The 17,745-nt window shown below is 45.4% G+C and carries 15 protein-coding genes and 1 riboswitch; of the genes, 9 read left to right on the top strand and 6 right to left on the bottom strand.

Annotation, left to right across the window (positions count from 1 at the left end):
- Positions 1–175: 175 nt before the first annotated feature.
- Complete coding sequence (rlmD, locus tag KYJ26_RS10255; RefSeq protein WP_257475006.1) at positions 176–1,540, top strand: 23S rRNA (uracil(1939)-C(5))-methyltransferase RlmD; 1,365 nt, start codon at positions 176–178, stop codon at positions 1,538–1,540.
- 136 nt (positions 1,541–1,676) lie between these two features.
- Here rlmD and KYJ26_RS10250 read toward each other — a convergent pair whose 3' ends face one another.
- From KYJ26_RS10250 to KYJ26_RS10240, 3 genes are read right to left on the bottom strand one after another with little or no spacing between them, the layout of a single operon-like run.
- Complete coding sequence (locus KYJ26_RS10250) at positions 1,677–2,270, bottom strand: hypothetical protein (protein ID WP_219167172.1); 594 nt, start codon at positions 2,268–2,270, stop codon at positions 1,677–1,679.
- Positions 2,267–3,292 carry an ABC transporter permease subunit gene (locus KYJ26_RS10245; protein ID WP_219167171.1) on the bottom strand — a complete coding sequence of 342 codons (1,026 nt, stop codon included), beginning with the start codon at positions 3,290–3,292 and terminating at the stop codon, positions 2,267–2,269. Before KYJ26_RS10245 ends, KYJ26_RS10250 begins: the two co-directional genes overlap by 4 nt.
- Positions 3,289–4,194: an ABC transporter permease subunit gene (locus KYJ26_RS10240; protein ID WP_219167170.1), complete on the bottom strand. Its 906-nt coding sequence runs from the start codon at positions 4,192–4,194 to the stop codon at positions 3,289–3,291. Before KYJ26_RS10240 ends, KYJ26_RS10245 begins: the two co-directional genes overlap by 4 nt.
- Before the next feature lie 161 nt (positions 4,195–4,355).
- Here KYJ26_RS10240 and KYJ26_RS10235 point away from each other — a divergent pair, with 161 nt between their 5' ends.
- The 7 genes from KYJ26_RS10235 (at position 4,356) to KYJ26_RS10205 (ending at position 12,839) form a co-directional block, all read left to right on the top strand.
- On the top strand, positions 4,356–5,750 hold the full coding sequence (locus KYJ26_RS10235) for an amino acid permease (protein ID WP_219167169.1): 1,395 nt from the start codon (positions 4,356–4,358) through the stop codon (positions 5,748–5,750).
- Between the two features lie 103 nt (positions 5,751–5,853).
- Positions 5,854–7,299 carry a protein adenylyltransferase SelO gene (locus KYJ26_RS10230; RefSeq protein ID WP_219167168.1) on the top strand — a complete coding sequence of 482 codons (1,446 nt, stop codon included), beginning with the start codon at positions 5,854–5,856 and terminating at the stop codon, positions 7,297–7,299.
- Positions 7,300–7,336: 37 nt separating this feature from the next.
- On the top strand, positions 7,337–8,371 hold the full coding sequence (locus tag KYJ26_RS10225) for a zinc-binding dehydrogenase (protein ID WP_219167167.1): 1,035 nt from the start codon (positions 7,337–7,339) through the stop codon (positions 8,369–8,371).
- 192 nt (positions 8,372–8,563) lie between these two features.
- Complete coding sequence (locus KYJ26_RS10220; protein WP_219167166.1) at positions 8,564–9,136, top strand: cysteine hydrolase family protein; 573 nt, start codon at positions 8,564–8,566, stop codon at positions 9,134–9,136.
- Between the two features lie 141 nt (positions 9,137–9,277).
- Complete coding sequence (locus tag KYJ26_RS10215; RefSeq protein ID WP_219167165.1) at positions 9,278–9,907, top strand: TetR/AcrR family transcriptional regulator; 630 nt, start codon at positions 9,278–9,280, stop codon at positions 9,905–9,907.
- A gap of 2 nt (positions 9,908–9,909) precedes the next feature.
- On the top strand, positions 9,910–10,611 hold the full coding sequence (locus KYJ26_RS10210) for an ABC transporter ATP-binding protein (RefSeq protein ID WP_219167164.1): 702 nt from the start codon (positions 9,910–9,912) through the stop codon (positions 10,609–10,611).
- Complete coding sequence (locus tag KYJ26_RS10205) at positions 10,611–12,839, top strand: ABC transporter permease (protein ID WP_219167163.1); 2,229 nt, start codon at positions 10,611–10,613, stop codon at positions 12,837–12,839. Before KYJ26_RS10210 ends, KYJ26_RS10205 begins: the two co-directional genes overlap by 1 nt.
- Before the next feature lie 33 nt (positions 12,840–12,872).
- Here KYJ26_RS10205 and nei read toward each other — a convergent pair whose 3' ends face one another.
- From nei to KYJ26_RS10190, 3 genes are all read right to left on the bottom strand, one after another.
- Positions 12,873–13,712 (bottom strand): endonuclease VIII, encoded by an 840-nt coding sequence (nei, locus tag KYJ26_RS10200; protein ID WP_219167162.1) that lies wholly within the window; start codon positions 13,710–13,712, stop codon positions 12,873–12,875.
- A 129-nt stretch (positions 13,713–13,841) separates the two neighbouring features.
- The gene (locus KYJ26_RS10195; RefSeq protein WP_257474965.1) at positions 13,842–15,194 is read right to left on the bottom strand and encodes a glucoamylase family protein; all 1,353 of its coding nucleotides are present in this window, start codon (positions 15,192–15,194) and stop codon (positions 13,842–13,844) included.
- A 291-nt stretch (positions 15,195–15,485) separates the two neighbouring features.
- Complete coding sequence (locus KYJ26_RS10190; RefSeq protein ID WP_219167161.1) at positions 15,486–16,385, bottom strand: Gfo/Idh/MocA family protein; 900 nt, start codon at positions 16,383–16,385, stop codon at positions 15,486–15,488.
- Between the two features lie 176 nt (positions 16,386–16,561).
- A riboswitch (purine riboswitch) is annotated at positions 16,562–16,665 on the top strand.
- 136 nt (positions 16,666–16,801) lie between these two features.
- Here KYJ26_RS10190 and KYJ26_RS10185 point away from each other — a divergent pair.
- A complete protein-coding gene (locus tag KYJ26_RS10185; RefSeq protein WP_219167160.1) occupies positions 16,802–17,662 on the top strand; it encodes a 5'-methylthioadenosine/S-adenosylhomocysteine nucleosidase in 861 nt (286 codons plus the stop codon).
- The last annotated feature ends 83 nt before the right edge of the window (positions 17,663–17,745 follow it).

The following is a 17,745-nucleotide window of genomic DNA, read 5'->3' as shown; positions in this document are numbered from 1 at the left end:
GCCCACTGGCCCGTTTACAGGACTAATCACGAAAGGAGCCTTGATATCAAGGCTTCTTTGTTGCGTCTCAATCCCTAGATCCTTGTTGCATTCCGCCTTCATTTTTAATAAAGTATAGAGTTAGAGAGCATTTTGAAGGAGGACGTAGATAGTGTCGAATATCAAACCAGAAACAATGGTTGCTACTATAGAAGAATTAGATCAAAAAGGATCGGGACAGGCTGTCATTTGGCGTGAAAATGAGCTTGGGAATCCGAAGAAACTGAGACTTACGATCCCTCAGACCCTGATCGGGGAAAAGGTGAAAGTGACAGTCGACCAGCCGGACCGCAGAAGGCGGAAGGCGATGGCTGATGAAATCCTGGAGGAGAACCCTGAACGTGTTGCCCCGCCCTGCCCGCATTTTGAGCGATGCGGAGGATGTGTGTGGCAGCATTGGGATTACGAAGGTCAATTGAAGCACAAGACCGATCATGTGAAAGAAGCGTTGATAGGGCAGGGATTTGATCCTGAACTCGTCCGTGACACAATGGGGATGGACAACCCGTGGCGTTACCGGAATAAGATGGAGTTTACGTTTTCACCTGTAGGAGAGCTTGGTTTGCATGAACAGGGGAACTTCCGTAAAATCATCTCTCTTGAAACGTGTCTGATCGCAAGTGAAGAGATGGTCGAAGCCACCATGGAAGTCGCTGATTGGGCCAAGAATCATGCCTTAGTGGGATATAACAAAGATAAGCATGAAGGGTTATTGCGCCATTTAATGGTCCGTCAGTCATTTGCGACGGGTGAATTGATGCTTGCCCTGTTCGCAACCGAGGCACCTGATGCCCATCCAAAAGCTGTCGATGATCTAGTGAACCGTGTCAGCGAGAAATTTCCGCACGTTAAGAGTCTCTTATGGCTTGAGAACACGGCATGGGCAGACCGTACACAGGCAGAAGAAATTCATCTGCTTTCCGGCCGTGACTTCATTTATGACGAAATGGACGGCTATCGTTTCCGCCTTTGGTTTGATACGTTCTTCCAGACGAATCCGACTCAGGCACAGAAACTTGTAGATTTGGCGATTGAAATGGGACAGCCTAAGGAGACGGAAAAAATGATCGATCTTTTCTGTGGAGTAGGGACGTTCTCGCTTCCGTTTGCTAGCCGTGTTGGAGAGCTGGCCGGTATTGAAATTGTCGAAAGCTCCATCGAGTCGGCAAAGCGTAATGCAGATGACAATGGAATTTCGAATACTACGTTCCTTGCAAAGGATGCACGTAAAGGAATCGATCAGATGCTCGAGAGCTTCGGTCATCCCCAGCTGTTGATGCTGGATCCTCCGCGTTCCGGCGCCGGCGGGAAAGTGATGAGACGGATCGGGCGTGCGAAACCGGAGCGCATTGTGTACGTTTCATGTAACCCGGATACATTCGCGACGGATATCAAGGAGCTCGAACCATTCGGGTACACACTTGATGCCGTTCAACCTGTCGACCTGTTCCCTCATACCGTTCACGTAGAATGCGTAGCGACATTGACATTAAATGCATAACAAGGACTGAACCGGTTTCATACCCATATGAAAATCCCTGCCCATCATGAATGGGCAGGGATTTTTTTGAGGGACGGACCTCAAATTCACACTCCAATATAAATTTTTAGTCCAGTTTAGAGGTCCGTCCCTCAAGTTATTTTAATGGCCTTGATTTTTTGGGGATGTTGGTGAGGTTCCACTTGGCACCGTCTCCGTTTGGGTCTGAGATGCTGACGATCGGGGCGATGAGGATCATTCCAGATACGGTGTTTTCGTTGTGTTCAAAGTCAAGGTATCCGATGTTGAATGCGATGTCCTCGCCCCAAAAACCATAGATTTCCTGGATTTTTGATTTTTGGATGGCGGGGTTGAAAAGGACTTCGAGCTTGTAGCGGGAGTCCGGATTGATCCGATTCAGTTTGATCGTAAAGTTGCCTTTTTCGTCCACTACCCCTGTACTTTCAGTGACGTATTCTTCACTTTCTTCCCCCTGCCAGTTGATCACCCTTGCGTAGGGCTCGAATTCCCCGTAATCCTTGAGCCCGGCAAACATGATACTATCTTCTGGCAGGTTGGATTTTCCTTCAACGATAAGTTCATCCCCTTGCAGAAGGACGTTACCAGATAAGTCAATCCTGACCCCTGAAGGAGTAGCCGATTTTTGAGGGAGTTCGATTGCCATTTCAACACGGCAACCGGTCAGTAAGATAAGACATACAGACAAAATGAACATCAGCCGATTTCTCAATGGAACCCCTCCTTTGAGTGGTTCGTGAACGTAAATGGATCTTCCAGCCTAGAAGGAGGTGCCGGCTTGTCAGGAGAGGTCCGTCCCTCACTGACAGGGATTGTATCTTCCAACAGAACTTCCTTCAAAAACCTGGTGATTTCATTGATGCAAAAGATTGAAACGGCGAAAAAGGCTAGAGGTGTCAGCACGAGCCATGTATGAAGAAAGACCATCTGAATATTGATGCTCATCGTCGCCGCCCATTCATTCGTAAAAGAGAAGTATTCTGGTACATGCTCCATGATCCCGAATTCCACTGTTTTCAGTCCGCCGAGGCAGATGTGAAGAACCCCGAGTTGAATGAGTAAGTATAAAGTCTGGGATACCTGTTCAGAAAACATGACCAGGGCATGGCGGCTGAATTGAGGGCGCAGGTGCCGTTTGATGATATGGAACCTGGTTGCCCCGATTTGCCTGGAGACAGAAATAAAATCATTCTTCAAATATTCCTTCATTTCCTCTCCCAGATACATTCCGAGTGATGGGATGACAATGATGGCAATTACTATGACCTCAATGATCAAAAATTGAAACGAATACATCGCTCCTGCTTCAAATGCAAGCTGAAGGGGAGTGAGGAGAACGAAGGCAATGATGGCTAGGGGGATGAAATTGAATGTATCCCCGACTCCCTTGATGATCTGTCTCACCCAATTTGGAAGAAACGCGTAGAGTATCCCGAACAGAAAGCCGCCGACCATGCGGAGAAGCGCAATGACGATTGCCGATAAGAGTGTATATTTCGCTCCTGCGAGAAGTAAATAAAATAAATTCCTCCCAAGTTTATCACTGCCAAGAGGAGACATTTGCTCCATTGTATAAGGAGGATCCGCGTAAACCCTGCCGGAATCATCCTTTAAATACGCGGGACCGGGCTCAAGGAGATCCGGGAAAAGGTAAGGTATGATGAAGCTTGATGAAAGCATGACAAGCAGAAAGCCCAGTGGCAGCCAAAATCTGATTGATCTCAAGACCCTCATGAACCGACCTCCTCTCCGGACAGCCATTTCTTCAGAATGACCGATCCTAATGTAAACACGACGAAAAACGGTATGTAAATCATCATCATCCCGATGAAGAACGCAATGGGAGTATTGATCGACATATCCAGAAGTACATTCATAAATCCGTTGATATTAAAAAGGATTTCAATGATCAACAGATTCGAAAGCATCAGCAGGAAGATTGGCTTGATATGATAATAGAAATGGACCCATACATTTCGGAACAGATGAACCCATATCGTATAAGCTTTTGAAAATCCTTTAGAATAAGAATACTCTACATATGGTTTCTCTTCCTCTTCCCTAAGCTGAAACAAGAAATTCTTTGTTAAAAAAGCAATCGGCATGATCGCAAGACAAACAATGGGGAGCAGATAGATCTTTTCATCGCCAAGGGTATAAATGTCGAATAACAAAATATCGGTCTTCTTGAAAAACCAGACAATGAACAGCTGAATGAAAACGATGATCATGACATCCGGCAGTGAGTCCAGGGAATCCAGTAGTCGAAAGCATATGCGATAGACTTTCCTTGGCAGAAACATAAACAAGTAGCTCAACAGAGAAGACGCGATGGCAGCAAGGAAGAAGGAAAGTAGCAAGAGAGAAAATGAATAACCAAACAGTTGAAAGAATATCGGATAAATCGGATAGCTTTTGAAGTCCATGGGATCGCCTATCCTGATGATGATGGAGCCGGGATCCAGTAGTTCAAGACCCATATTCTGCAGGGTTTGAAGATATTTTCCCAGCATGATCACTAATTCATCATCGTAATCGAGCAATGAACCTGCTCCGCTGAAAAGGAATAACCCGATGCATGTGAGCACAAATTGCATGGGAAGACCGATAAAATGAAGTTTTCTCAGTAGAAACACCCCCAACCTCTTTTAGATTTAGTATAACTTTGTGTTACAAAAATTTCAAAATAATTTTAATTTTTACAATAATGTTAATTAACTGGGAGGTGGCTGATTGCATAGTTATTCGAGTCAATGAAAACCCTATGAGTATGTGAATCATATGAAGGGGTGATCGAATGAAAGACGAGCATTTATTGACCCAGACCGTTGCTCATCATCAACACAAAAAGCGTAAGAGACGGGAGGGGACCAAGTTAAGCTGGTGGCAGCTTTCCCTGATCGGCATCGGGTCGGTCATCGGGGCCGGATTCTTCCTTGGAACGGGATTATCAATCAAGACAGCCGGACCTTCCATCCTGATCGATTATGTCATCGCCGGTGTAACGGCTTATTTTGTGTTCAGTGCCCTGGCGGAAATGATTACAAATGATCCACAAAAAGGGACATTTCGTATCTATGCAAAGAAAGCATTCGGTCATTCCTTCGGGTTTGTATCGGGATGGATGTACTGGATTTCCGGCATCCTGATCATGTCCAGTGAAATCGTGGCATTATCGACGTTTACTCAATTTTGGTTTCCGCACATTCCGTTATGGATTTTTTCCATTATGTATGCCGTCCTTGGATTTGGTATCAACCTCTTGGGTGCAAGTAACTTTGGGAGAATCGAATCGGTTTTTGCTGTGATTAAATTATCCACGTTGCTGATTTTTATTGTGTTCGGTGCCCTGCTATTATTACATATCATTTCGCCATCCGAGCTTGCTTCCGCTAAGAACGCAGGCATCTCTCCTTTTATGCCCGAGGGGATTAAAGGCACGTGGGCTGCGTTGATATTTGTATTCTTCTCCTTTGGGGGGATTGCGGTCCTCGGGATTGCGTCCAATGAATTGAGGGAGAAAAATGACGTCCCGAAGGCAGGGAAGGGGACACTCTTTTCACTTGTGACGGTCTATGTACTTTCGTTGTTTTTTGTCATGAGCATGGTGTCCTGGACGAAGATCAACGAAACGGAAAGTCCTTTTGTAACGGCACTTTCGGCTTATCATATCCCGTTCCTCGATTCGATTTTCAATATCATCATCATCAGTGCAGCCTTCTCGACGATGGTGGGGGCGCTTTTTTCAATCACGAATGTGATGATATCCCTTGCTGTAGATGGGGATGCACCGAAAGGATTTGCTGAAAAAAATGATCGGGGAGTGGCGGTGAAATCCCTGATGATCACAGCGATCGGACTTGGCGTATCGATTCTGTTTTCATTCCTCTTGCCCAATGAAGTGTATGAATATATCACCACAGCGGCAGGGGTCATGCTGATCCTGAACTGGGTGATTATCCTTGTGTCCCATATAAAGCTTCATCCTTCCTATGATGCTTCGAATGGGAAATTCAAGATGTTCGGCTATCCTTTTACATCATATATTGGCATCGGTCTGATTCTTCTTGCGATTTCAGGAGCTATGGTCCATGCTAATCAACGAATCGGATTGTTCATATCATTAGGGTTGATCCTTGTGATCTATCTGTCTTATTGGGGCGTTTTCCACAAGGGTCATAAAGGACATTAAAGGATAGTAGCAGTATAATGGAGGAGAGAAAAGAGAGCTTCACAGAAAATCATAGAAGGTCTATGATTTTCTGTTTTATTTACGAATAGGAGGAGATGACACGATGGAAAATGAAGCAGGTTGGAATCTCGAAAACAGTTTTACCAGTCTTCCAGGGGCATTATTTACCCGTCAGGATCCGACTCCTGTGCGTTCACCTGAGCTATTGGTGTTGAACGAGGAGGTGGCGGAATCGTTAGGGTTGGATGCAACGAAGCTTGAAGCCGGTGTTTTATCAGGCAATGATATCCCAACGGGTGCGGACCCCCTTGCCCAAGCCTACGCCGGGCATCAATTTGGTCACTTTAACATGCTGGGGGACGGGCGTGCGGTCTTGATTGGTGAACAGATTACGCCGAGTGGTGGGCGGTTCGATATCCAGTTGAAGGGTGGGGGGAGCACCCCCTATTCCCGTGGTGGTGACGGTCGCGCAGGACTCGGTCCCATGCTCCGGGAGCACATCATCAGTGAAGCCATGCATGGCCTTGGTATCCCTACAACCCGCAGTTTAGGGGTGGTGACGACGGGAGAGCCGATCTATCGTGAAACGCAACAGCGGGGAGCGATTCTGACAAGGGTTGCAGCTAGTCATCTCCGTGTCGGGACATTCCAGTTCGCTTCAAGATTTGGGGACGTGGAGGATTTGCGTGCACTGACGGATTATGCCTTGGAGCGTCATTATCCTGAAGGTTTGGATGCGGAGAATCCTTATCTCTATCTGCTGGAGGGAGTCATCAAACGCCAGGCTGCCCTTATTGCTAAATGGCAGATGGCCGGGTTCATCCACGGCGTCATGAATACGGATAACATGACAATCAGCGGGGAGACGATCGATTATGGCCCATGTGCCTTCATGGATACGTACAATCCGAAGACGGTCTTCAGCTCGATTGATCGAGAGGGAAGATATGCATACGGAAATCAGCCGCCTATCGCCGGCTGGAATCTCGCCCGATTTGCCGAGAGCCTGCTGCCAATCCTTCATGATGAACAGGAAGAATCCCTGAAGCTTGCGCAGGATGCAGTCCTTGAATTTCCGAAGCTTTATGAGGAGCACTGGCTGAACGGTATGAGAACCAAGCTTGGATTATTCAATCGTGAAGAAGGGGACCGTGCACTTGCGGAAGAATTACTGCATCTATTGAAAGAAAATCAAGCAGACTATACCAATACGTTTCGCAGTTTGACCTTGGGGCATGAAGACGCTGCCCTTTTCAAGGACCCTGAATTTGCCCAATGGAAAATGCGATGGAATACAAGAAGGGACAGGCAGGAAGAATCGGGGGACGATTCACTTGAGCTGATGAAGAATAGCAATCCCTCGGTCATCCCAAGGAATCACCGGGTGGAAGAAGCTTTACAGGCTGCTGTCGATCATGATGATCTCAGCGTAATGGACCGGTTCCTTGCAGTGTTGAAAAATCCGTACGCCTACTCACCGGAACAGGATGAATATTGTTCACTTCCTGTCCCATCCGGTCGACCATATCGCACGTATTGTGGAACGTGATGAGCTAAGAAACTACAATAAAGGAAGATGATGACCAATGAAGGCAGTTCAAGTGACAGGTTATGGAGATGTCGACAAGCTCTCAGTTGTGGATATTCCATGTCCAACCCCAAAAAGGGGGGAGGTCCTAGTCAAAGTAAAGGCATGTGCCATCAACAATACCGAGATCTGGATGAGAGAAGGGGCTTATGGAACCGAAGAGAAGTCGGGCTGGCGTCCCGAGGGAGTTCAATTCCCTAGAATCCCCGGATCGGATATCACTGGTGAAATCATTGAAGTAGGTGAAGATGTTCCTGAAACCATGGTGGGTAAGGCGATTGTTCTTTTCCCTTTTACTTCAAGCGGTGGGGAAGGCAGTGAACACATCTCAGATGATATGTCATTCATTGGTTCAGAATATGACGGAGGATATGCAGAGTATGTCGTCTGGCCCTCTGAACTCTGTTATGACATGCCTCTGTCTACATTTGAAGAAAGTGCTGTGTTTTCCGTCAGCGGATTGACGGCGTGGCATATGGTGGAACAGATTCAGGCGAAACCCTCCGAAACGATCGTCGTTACGGGCGCCAATGGTGGTGTAGGGTCTTTGAATGTTCAGATCGCTTCAAACGTATTCGGTTCAAAGGTCATTGCAATCGTTGGGGATCTGGAGTTAGAAGATAAAATGAAAGAACTTGGCGCCAACCATGTACTGTCCTATAAGTCACCAAACCTTGCCGAAGAGATTCTTGAAGTGAATGGTGGTCCGGTAGACTCCGTCTTGGATGTTGTCGGAGATGCGCTGTTTTCAACGTCCCTCGAAGTTTTGAAAAAAGGCGGTAAGTTCTGCATATCGGGGTCTGCCGGTGGTCAGAAAACCGAACTCGACTTCAGGACCCTCTATTTGAAGCACATCACGTTTTATGGCTCGGTCCTTGGCACGAGAGAAGAGTTCAAACAGATGCTTGAAGCGATTTCTGAAGGCAAGATCAAGCCGGTCATCGATCGGACATTTCCCCTGGAAAAAGCAGGGGAAGCACAAACGTATTTTAAACATTCAGGAAAACTGGGGAAGATCTTATTACTTCCGTGAATTTTAACTGAAATCCGGAGTCTTTATGGCTCCGGGTTTTTTTGTGGTTTTTCAGCGGGGGATAAAGGATTGTATATGTGCTAAGACGAACTATAAGGAAGTAGTACTTAAAAGGGGGCGGTTCATGATGAAAAAGATGAAGGATCGACGACCAGATGACAGAGGACTAAAATCGTAAAGGGGTTTTTCAACGTGAAGCAGGCATTACTTGTTATTGATGTTCAGCAGGAATTAGTGGAAGGAAATGAAAAGGAACAGGCGGTCTTTCAAAAGGAGAGGCTGATAGAAACGATCAACGGAGTGATTGAAAAAGCGAAGGAAGCGGATGCCCACATTGTCTTCATCAGGGATAAAGATGTCGCAGGCGGTACCGGTGAAGGGTTCCAAGTGCACCGGGACCTTGTGATTCCGGATCATGCAGAGGTTTTTGATAAGCTTGCCACCAACTCGTTTTACGGGACGCCGTTACTCTCATTTTTAAAAGATAAAGAGGTGAAGCATGTCGTGATTGCAGGTTGTCAGACCGAGTACTGCATCGACACAGCGGTCAGGTATGCCACCGTCAGCGGCTTTGACGTTACACTGGTGGCTGACGGTCACTCCACCAAGGACTCGCAGGTGTTAAAAGCGGAACAAATCATTGCCCATCATAATGGTGCCCTCAGAGGCCATTATAATGTGGATCATTTTTCCGACGTTCGGCCATCTGAAGAGGATCTGTTCCAGCCGAAGCATGATGAGTATCGAAAGGAATATGGTATGTAATACGTGTAAGCCCATTTCATTGACTGAAATGGGCTTTTTTGTGGGCAAACCTCATTTGACAATCAATTATTTTCCAGTTAAAATATGAATGTATTCATAAATGAACGCATTCATATTTTTGCAAGCAGAGGAGTAAGCGATATGGCAGGATTACGTGAAGATAAGAAACGGCAAACACAGCTGAACATCATGGAATCAGCGAAGAACATCTTCTCCGAGAAGGGATTTGAATCGGCTTCCATGGCTGAAATTGCGAAGGATGCAGGGGTTGGGACCGGTACCATCTATAATTATTTCCCCTCTAAGGGAGCCTTACTGCTCCGGATCTTTACTGAAGAAGCGGAGGAGATGAAAAGCGCACTTCAAGACCCGTTTTCTGTAAAAAAAGATGGAGATCTCGTAGGAAGTGTGGTTGGGGCCATGCATGGTTTTGCGGAGTTTTTTCAGCATTACCCGAAACCATTTTGGCGTGAACTGTTTCACGTGATGACCGCAGAGGTGGAGGAGAGCATCCGGCTGAGGCAGGGCTTATTCGGCATTGATGAAGAAATGATGAAGTGGGTCATGTATATGATCGAAAGCCATTCAGACAGATTTCTTGTCAGCGTTGATCCACAGGAAGCCGCCTATGCCATCTATAGTGCAGCCATGTCCGATACGATGTTCTATATGTATAACGAGGATATGAGCCACAAAGCATACAAGGATCAGCTATCGAGGCATATACGATTTCTGTTTGAGGGGAAAATGAAAACTGGAAAGAAGGAATGAACATGAGCATCTTGCGTATAGAAGGAGTTCATAAATCCTATGAGAGTGGCCAAACGACATTTCAAGCCCTCACGGATATACAGGTGAAAGTGGAGAGAGGAGAAATTGTCGTTATTCTTGGTCCATCGGGTTCCGGGAAATCAACGCTATTAAATGCGATCGGTGGGATAGATGTCGTTGATTCCGGAAGTATCATCGTCAATGACCATGATATCACTCAATTGAATGACCGGAAGCTTGTGGATTATCGCCGGGAGGAAGTTGGATTTGTCTTTCAAATGTATAATTTGATCCCAAATCTCACAGTCTACGAAAACATTGAATTGACGGCAAGCATCAGCCCCAATGCATTATCTATTTCAGAGGTGATCGATGCTGTAGGTTTATCGGGTATGGAAGACCGCTTCCCCCGTGAATTAAGCGGTGGGCAGCAACAGCGTGTCTCCATCGCCCGTGCTGTTGTGAAGGCTCCGAAACTATTGCTGTGCGATGAGCCTACCGGCGCACTGGACTCCGCCACTTCGAAAGAAATTCTGCAATTGATTGAGAAAGTGAACGAAGAATTTGATACGACTGTCCTCATCATTACCCATAATCAGGCGATTCAAAGCATGGCGAACCGTGTCATTACGTTAAAAGATGGAAAGATTGAATCTGACCAGGTCAACAAACATCAAACCTCTGCAGAAGGGGTTGAGTGGTGATGCCCCTGCGAAAAAAACTTTTGCGGACCATAATGGAAAAGAAGGCACAGTTTTTTTCTGCCTGGTTACTCATCGTGATCAGTTCCACCGTGTTTTACTCGTTCACGGCAGCGGGAGCGAATCTCATCGACAATCTGAACATTTTTTATAGTGAGAATAAGGTGGAGGATGCCCAATTCGTTACACAGGAACCATTGAAGGATGTAGAGGGGATTGAGAGTGCGACCGGCACGGAATTGGAGGAACGATATCTATCGGATGTTCCTTACGGGAGCGATGCGACACTCCGGGTTTTGGATGCCACTCAGGACGTCAATCTCTATTCCATCGTGGAGGGTGAAAGGCTGAGTTCAGATCAAGATATTATGGTGGATAAAGGGTTTGCCGGAGCACATGATATTTCCATTGGAGAGGATGTTCAGCTGTATGGCAGAACGTTTCGTGTTTCTGGATTCATGGCCATACCGGATTATATTTATCCACTAAAAGACGAATCGGGATTCCTAAAGAATCCTGATGCATTCGGGGTTGCGGTCGTGAACCAGGATGTCTTAGAAAAGTGGGATACGCAACAGGTATACTATAGCGTTCGATTTTCAGGTGAGTCACGAGATGAACTGAAGAAACAGCTGAATCAAATCACTCAGATCATCAAATGGACGGACAAAAAGGAAAACAATCGGATATCGTTCATTAAAGGAGACATTGCCGGAGTCAAAAAAATGGGTGAATTCCTCCCAATCGGCATATTGCTGATCAGTATGGTCATCATCCTGATATTGTTGTGGAGATTAATGAAAAAAGAATATGTCCAAATCGGTACTTTGTACGCACTGGGGTTTCGAAAAGGAGAGATCATACGTCATTATCTATCCTATGCCGGGTTGCTGGCCGTCTCAGGTAGCTTCGCAGGTACCGTTCTTGGATGGACATTACTGCACCCATTATTATCAACGTTTGCTGCATATTATAATTTACCGGTATTAGAAGTGGACCCACATGGGGCGTACTTGCTCACGAGCCTGCTGCTGCCACTGGTCCTCTTCATCCCATTGACGTACTACTTGGTGCAGCGTGTATTGAAAATCCCTCCTGTTAGTTTAATAAAGGGCGGGGAACTTAAGGTGAAAGTAAGCAGGCTGGAACGATTGTTTAAATTAAAGAAGATCACGTTCAAGCGGAAATTCGTGATCAGGGAAATCGTAAGAAACGTCCCCAGAGTTCTGTTTCTGCTCACTGGAGTGGTGTTTGCCACTGTATTATTATTGTTTGGCTTTGTCACGAAAAACTCCATGGAATATCTGGTGAGTGATCATTTTCAACAGGTGTATAACTATGAATATAGTTATTTGCTAAAAGCTCCCGAGACCGATCCACCTGAATCGGGGCAGGTCGGATCGACGGCTCCTTTTACCATCGAAGGGAAAACGGGTGAGGAGATGGCTACGATTACAGGTTTGAAAGCAGAAAATACGGCTATCCAATTAAAGGACTCAAAGGGGAATAAATTGACATTCACTTCAGTGATCATAAACCAATCCTTATCCGATAAGATAGGGATTGAAGAAGGGGATACCATTGAAGTGACGAATGAATTGTCCGGCCGCTCCTTTGAAGTGACCGTTGATCGTATCGCAGTATCATATCTTGGAAATATGGTCTATATGCCCCTCAAGGAATACAACCAATTAAACGGGTACCCTGCTGGAAGCTATACGGAGATATATTCTAATAAGGAACTCACAATGCCTAAAGAAAATATCGTAGCGACGACTAAACTATCGGAGACTGTTTCAGGATTCAAGGAAATGATCAAGCCATTGAACTATGGGGTAGCGGCGATCGCCTTTGTCGCAGCGATCATTGCCGTTATCATCATCTACATCTTGATCTCGTTATTGATTGAGGAGAATTCATTTAAAATCTCCCTTATGAAGGTGATCGGTTATCCTGAGAAGTCGATTGCGGGAATGATGATCGGATATAATAGGTGGTTTATTATCCTTGGATTTCTCATCGGGATCCCTGTTACGCTTCTTTCGATCTCATCGTTTATGAATTCGATTACGGCTGAGATGAATGTGACGATCCCCGTCCAGCTCGATTGGATGAGTGTCCTGATCTGTTTTGTCATCATCATGGCTTCGTATTATGTCTCCCTTTGGCTGAATCGGAGGAAATTAAACGGAATCTCCATGACGGAAGCGATCAATCGCAGTACGGAATAGAATGAAATGAAAAGGTGTCTGACCCGCAAACGGTCAGACACCTTTTTTGTCAGGAAGTGCCTGACATACCGGACAGAAATACAGCCGCCTTGAAGCTGCAACGGTCTTCTCGATTTCACTTCCGCATATGAAGCATGATGCCTCTTCACGATTAAATACCCAGTGCCGATAACGGGAACGCTTCACACCTTCTGCTTTCAACTTCTTTGCAAGCTCAAGATCATTCGTGATCCCGCCCGTTTCATACGACTGCTTCACTAAGTGGATGATGCTTTCAGCCGCTATCTTCAACTGATCCGGTGGGCAATCGATTGGTCGAAGGGAAGGGTGGATACCTGAGGTGAACATGATCTCGGATCTCAAATAATTTCCGATTCCGGCTACGAAGCCTTGGTCCAATAATAGAATTGCCCATTTTCGGTTTCGAAATCTCTTGTCCTTCATACGCTCGAACAGATCATCGACTGTTACCTTTTCGCTTAATAGATCAGGGCCCACCTTAGAAATGAAGGGATGTTCCGGCACTTCTTCATCCCGTAGGACTTCAATATCCGATGCACTGTAGAGAAGAGCCGATTTCTTCTCGTTGTGAAGTGCGAGGCGGAGCTGTCGGTTGGTTTTTGGATAGTTGTAAAGGTTACGGATATACCATTTTCCATAGAGTTGATTGTGGGAGTAAATGGTGAAACCATTATCAAATTTAATGAGCATGGCTTTGCCCTTCGTATCGACACGTGTCACGATGGCTCCCCTTAACAGGTCTTCGTACCCTTCCAAATGAGGAAAGGCAAAATAGATATCCTGTACAGTTTTATTTCTAAGAGCACGCTCAATGTTATCGGCTGCTCTTCTGATTTCGGGACCCTCTGGCATGATACTATACTCCTTTTTTACTTTAGATATTCCCTGATTGAAGGCGAAGTAATCGTTGGAACTGTTTGTGATTTGGATAAAGTAAAAAGTCCAAGCAATATCGCTTGGACTTACAGTGTTTTACAGGACCTATTTTATAGAAAATGTTTCTTTTATCAACAGATCCTCTGGTGATTTTCCTATAGAATCTTTGTGGAAGTAATCCCTGATGACTCCATCCTTTAAGTAGTTGACGATTGAGATCATTGTCATCCCTTGATCTAACGCAAGATAGGCATTGGTCACTTCTCCCGTTTCTACGTTAACGGAATCAAGGAATCCGTATTTGCCGTACATATCGAAACGTTTCAACGCCTGAATGTTTTTAAATGCTTCCATCGGGGCGTACTCCAGTGCCAGGAAAGTGGCATGTGGAGTGACCGTACCATCTGACTTATAGCCATCCATCCCAAGTGGTGTAGCGGCGAATTCAGAGTAATTATCCGGTGTCGCAGCTGGTGACATGCCCCAAGCAGCATAGCCCTGCTCTTTGGCATATTGAATCTGAATATCGACATGACGCTTATTATTCAATCCGAGTGCATTTTTTCCGAGTTCCTTTTCCTTCAGTACAAGCTGTGGCATCAAAGCTTCGAACATGCTTCCACCCCAGCTCGGCACATACTTGGTGCCCTTGTAGCTGTAATGTCCTTCGAAGACATCTACACCATCATACGTTTCAGTGTGACCTTCAGGAATCTGTGCCTGCCAATCCCAGCTTTCAGGCATGGTGCGGAACATTCTCCACCAATGCTCTCTCGGCACATCTTCTTTCCCGATGGCGATATAGCTCGCCACCCTTGGTTCTGTATAGAAAGCACCATAATGGTGAGCGGTATAGCTTCCGGCCGCTACATCATATCCGCCCCTCATTTGTCCTACTTCAGGAGTGTACAGGGTCGAATAATCCATCTCTTCAACAAGAGCATGGGTCCGGTCATAGAGTTCAGGATAAGCCTGACCGACTACAATCAATCCGGCAGATAGCCATCCATTGTCGACGGTAGAAATGAATTGTCCCCAATCCGTCATGAGGGACGCATCCTCCGTATAATACCAGTTGTAAAATAGTCCGTTCCATTTCTCCATGCCCTCTAAGGATGTCAACGTTTTATTAATATTCTTGACAGCTGTTTCTCTTGAAATGATGCCCACTTCAGCTGCTGAAATAGTACTCATCATATACATCGAAATGTTGGTTGGTGAAGTGAATTGCTGGGAAGTGATTTCCCCATTCTCCATTCGTACCGCATCGTACGTAAGGCCGGTTTGTTTATCGGTGAAATCTTCGAAGTATCGGTAGGTATTTTTTGAAATCGCTTTCAATTGTTTGGATAAAGCGATCTCTTTTCCTTTGGTTTGATACTTGGCTGAAGCGGCCGCTGGAAGGGCGGAACTGACAACCAGAGCAATGAGGAGAAGCAGTGACATTATTTTTTTCAATATCCTTCACGTCCTTTCAATTTAGTGAAACGTTTCGATTAAAGTATACAAAAGGAAAAGGAAAACGTATATCACTCAATAGTAACAATTGTCTGAAAAATATATTGTCTCAAATGATAAATACTCATTCTTTGGAACTAGTACTTCTGTTGGTTTGGAATGGGAAGTTGAGGAAACATCATAACCATATGAAGAATCTCGAATAAAGTCTATTCAATGATTAGAGGAGGATTAACCCTAGAGGGAAAAAGGGGAAGGGAGAGGGACAGTGAATACGTCCCTTTGTCCCAACTACTCAATCATGCCAACAATTCGTTCGCAAATCTCATGGGTAATCAATGAGTCCTCAATGGAGGGGGCAGGTTCTTTCCCAGTTTCCACACACTCAATGAAGTGATCGACAAGATCATAAAATCCCCGCTTGAATAGAGTAGGTTCCCAGTCCCCAAAAGAAGAAATGCTCTTTTCCTTGTTATGATAATGGGTCGTCTCCACGAGGCTGTTGACGACATATTTGTGATGATCCGCAGAGTATTCGATGATTTCTTCCGTCACACCGCCATCACGGTTCATGATCCCGACAGCCGTACAGTCCTCACCGATGAGCTGGATGATGAGATGATGAAGGAGGTCCCCTTTTTTCAAGGACTGAACCTGTACATCCTTCACCTTTGAATCCATCAGGAAACGGAGTGTATCGACTACATGAATGAAATCTTCAACGACGAATCTTCTTGGCTCGTCGGGAGCAGCAAATCTATTTTTTTGCATTAATAGGAAGCTCGGTTTTCCATGTTTTTTAAGTTCCTTCACCTTCGGAATGAAGCGTCGGTTGAATCCAACCATGGCAATCTTCCCGCTGTCTTTCGCGAGTTGAACGATTCGCTCGGTTTCTTGTAAGTTAAGGGAAATCGGTTTGTCTATGTACACATGTATGCCGTTTTCTATGAGCTTTTCCGCTATCTCAAAATGGGCCTCTGTAGCCGTACTCACGAAGGTTGCGTCGATATCCAGGGCAATCAATTCTTCCACTTGTTGAACCCGGTGTTCGATTCGATATTGCTCAGCCAGTTTATGAAGTGTTTCTTCGTTTCTAGTACACAGAACCAGCTCGACACCTTCTTTTTCTGAAAGGACGGGCAGGTACGCTTTTCTCGCAATATCACCTAATCCGATAAGTCCGATTTTCATATTTTGCACCTCATCGTTTTTCTTTCATTATAGTATTCTGTCTTTAGATTTCAAATGATTGGCTTAACTTGCAAAAGTAAGAGAAAACGAAAAACACGAACATTAAAAATAAAATTTAAAATAAAATTCGTATTTTGGTTGAATTGGTAAATGGGATTTGTTATAGTAACACCGTAGCACAATTACATAGTGTCACTCGTATATCCTCGGTAATATGGTCTGAGCGTTTCTACCTGGTTCCCATTATAAGAACTAGACTACGAGTTAAGGTGTTCGGTTTTTGGCGTGTTTTGCCATATACTTATACTTTGACTTCGGGAGGTCTGGAAGGTAGGATTCACTCTATCATTTCAGGTCTTTTTCTTTGGACCAAGACAGACTAGGGATTCCATCAACTAGAAAAGGGAGAGATTCAAATGAAAAAGAAAATGGCCTCATTTGCAGCACTATCTGTACTTGCACTATCTGTATTCACTGGCTGCAGTTCAGCCCCAACGGAAGCAAAGGAAAAAAAGGAAGAGCAACCGATCATCATACAAGGTCCAATGCCGATTGAAGCTGAAAAGTTCGCAGGTAAACTTGAACATGTGAAAGAAGAAACATCCGGATCGTTCGTTTTTTACAAAGGAACGCTGGATGGCTACCCTGTCATCGTGACGAAGACAGGAAAAGGAATGGAAAATACGGCAGCGGCAACGGCTGTAGCCATTGAAAGATATAACCCCATCGCCATCATCAATCAAGGGACATCCGGCGGTCATGACCCGGAACTGAACGTGTTTGATATCGTTTTAGGTGAAAGAACCGTGAATCTTGGTTCGTTAAAAACAGGCAATCTGGCAGATGAAGAAGGGATCGAGCCGACTGCCTGGAAGCCGATGGATCTGATGGCATCTGAGGGTAGTGCAGGGGAAGATCCGAATGCTGAAAAAATCCGTTACTTCGATGGAGATGAAGAGTTACTTGCTGCGGCCAAAGCCGTAAAGGACATGTACAAAAAAGGGAAAGTCGTGGAAGGGACGATCGGTTCTGCCGACGTGTGGAATAACGAAGTCGATCGCATCCAATGGTTTCATGAGAAATACGGTACGTCTGTAGAAGAAATGGAAGGCGCATCGGCAGCACAAATCGCCGGTGCCTATGAAGTCCCGTTCCTTGGAATCCGCGTGTTGTCCAACAACAAAACGAACGGTGGAGCATACAACCCGGACACCGCCGCTGCTAATCAGGAATACGTATTTGAAGTAGTGAAAGAGTATATTTCAGAAATGAAGTAATACATTCTAGAGGGACGGACCTCCGAAACGGAGGTCCGTCCCTCTTTTATGATACAATGGTGAGGTGCAATAGTTGAACATCA

Source organism: Rossellomorea orangium (genome assembly GCF_019334305.1).
Lineage (GTDB): Bacteria > Bacillota > Bacilli > Bacillales > Bacillaceae_B > Rossellomorea.
The sequence above is the reverse complement of the archived record's forward strand: the minus strand, read 5'-3'. Positions and strand labels throughout refer to the sequence as shown.